At 71.1% G+C, this 2,112-nt stretch carries 2 protein-coding genes; both read left to right on the forward strand.

Translation table 11 applies throughout. The features are described 5' to 3' along the window. Positions 1–68 precede the first annotated feature (68 nt). Positions 69–683 (forward strand): cob(I)yrinic acid a,c-diamide adenosyltransferase, encoded by a 615-nt coding sequence (gene cobO / locus ACRDSQ_RS20085; protein ID WP_431423175.1) that lies wholly within the window; start codon positions 69–71, stop codon positions 681–683. Then, the gene (locus tag ACRDSQ_RS20090) at positions 677–2,032 is read left to right on the forward strand and encodes a cobyrinate a,c-diamide synthase (RefSeq protein ID WP_431423174.1); all 1,356 of its coding nucleotides are present in this window, start codon (positions 677–679) and stop codon (positions 2,030–2,032) included. Before cobO ends, ACRDSQ_RS20090 begins: the two co-directional genes overlap by 7 nt. Positions 2,033–2,112 lie beyond the last annotated feature (80 nt).

The following is a 2,112-nucleotide window of genomic DNA, read 5'->3' on the forward strand; positions in this document are numbered from 1 at the left end:
CAGTACAGCGACAACTCCCCGCGCACACCGCGCGGTCAGCACACCCGAGCCACCAGGAAGGCCGCGTAATGCCGCAGGGACAGCCGTCCGTCGTACCGGACGACGGACTCACCACCCGCCAGCGCCGTAACCGACCGCTCGTCGTCGTCCATACGGGCATCGGCAAGGGCAAGTCGACGGCCGCGTTCGGGCTCGCGCTGCGGGGCTGGAACCAGGGCTGGTCGATCGGGGTGTTCCAGTTCGTGAAGTCGGCGAAGTGGCGCGTCGGCGAGGAGTCGGCGTTCCTGGCGCTGGGCAAGGTGCACGAGGAGACCGGCGAGGGCGGCCCGGTCGAGTGGCACAAGATGGGTTCGGGCTGGTCATGGTCGCGTAAGCAGGGCAGCGACGACGACCACGCCGAGGCCGCGCGTGAGGGCTGGGCGGAGATCAAGCGCCGCCTCGCCGAGGAGACCCACGGGCTCTACGTGCTCGACGAGTTCACCTACCCGCTCAAGTGGGGCTGGATCGATGTCGACGACGTCGTGCAGACCCTGGCGAACCGGCCTGGCCACCAGCACGTCGTGATCACCGGCCGCGACGCCCCGCAGTCCCTTGTGGACGCCGCCGACCTGGTGACGCACATGACGAAGGTCAAGCACCCGATGGACGCGGGCCAGAAGGGCCAGAAGGGCATCGAGTGGTAGCCAGACTGGTCATCGCCGCACCCGGGTCGGGCAGCGGCAAGACCACGATCGCCACCGGCCTGATGGCCGCGCTGCGCAGGCGCGGACACACGGTGGCGCCGTTCAAGGTCGGCCCCGACTACATCGACCCCGGCTACCACACGCTGGCGGGCGGCAGGCCTGGCCGCAACCTCGATCCCGTGCTCGTCGGCGAACACCGCGTCGGGCCGATGTTCCGCCACGGCGCGCTGGGCGCGGACATCGCGGTGGTCGAGGGCGTGATGGGCCTGTTCGACGGGCGCATCGGCCACCAGGTCGAGGCGGGCGGGTTCGGTTCGACCGCGCACGTCGCCGAGCTGATCGACGCGCCCGTGGTGCTGGTGGTCGACACCCGTGGCCAAAGCACGAGCCTTGCCGCGCTGCTGCACGGTTTCCGGTCCTACCGGGCGGGCGTGCGGATGGCGGGGGTGGTGCTCAACCAGGTCGGTTCCGACCGGCACGACCAGGTGCTGCGCGAAGCGTGCGCCGACGTCGGCCTGCCGGTGCTGGGCTCGGTGCGCCGCGCGGTCGAGGTGGACGTCCCGTCGAGGCACCTGGGGCTTATCCCGGCGGTCGAGCACGGCAAAGCGGCGATGCGCGCGGTCGAGGCGATGGCGGATCTGATCGACACCTCGGTGGACTTGGACGCGGTGGTGCGGCTGGCCCGCTCGGCACCGGACTTCCCCGGCCCGGTCTGGGACCCGGCTGAGGAGGTCACGGTCGTGCCGGGCCGCCCGGTGATCGCGGTCGCCGGTGGTCCGGCCTTCACCTTCGGCTACGCCGAGCACGTGGAGCTGCTCCGCGCGGCGGGCGCGGAGATCGCCGTCGTCGACCCGCTGCGCGACGAGAGCCTGCCCGCGGGCACCAAGGGTTTGGTGCTGCCGGGCGGTTTCCCGGAACAACACGCCGACGCCCTCTCCGCCAACAAGAAGTTGCGCGAGGACGTGCGCTCGCTGGCCGAGTCTGGCGCGCCGATCCACGCCGAGTGCGGCGGGCTGCTCTACCTGGTGTCCGAACTGGACGGCAAACCGATGTGTGGGGTCCTCCCCGCGACGGCTGCCATGAACCCACGCCTGACCCTGGGCTACCGCGACGCCGTCTCGATGGCCCCGTCCCCGCTGCGGCCCGAGGGCAGGCGCGTGACCGGCCACGAGTTCCACCGCACGGTCACCACCCCGGTCCATGGCGCGACCCCGGCCTGGGCGTGGCGCGACCACGAGGGCGTGACCCGGCGCGAGGGTTTCATCCAGGGCAACATCCACGCCTCGTACCTGCACACACACCCCGCCGGCGACCCCACCGCCATCACCACCTTCATCACCACCCCCTAACACGGTCGCGAGTCCCCACCTCACGACAATGAGTTCTCATTTCGCGCCAGCCGATTCCCACGTTCAGGACTGATCGGCGG

The sequence above is a fragment of the Actinokineospora sp. genome (assembly GCF_050699995.1).
Classification (GTDB): Bacteria; Actinomycetota; Actinomycetes; order Mycobacteriales; family Pseudonocardiaceae; genus Actinokineospora.

Coding starts and splice junctions, on each gene's coding strand:
- cobO (WP_431423175.1), top strand. CDS start 69: ATGCCGCAGGGACAGCCGTCCGTCGTACCGGACGACGGACTCACCACC.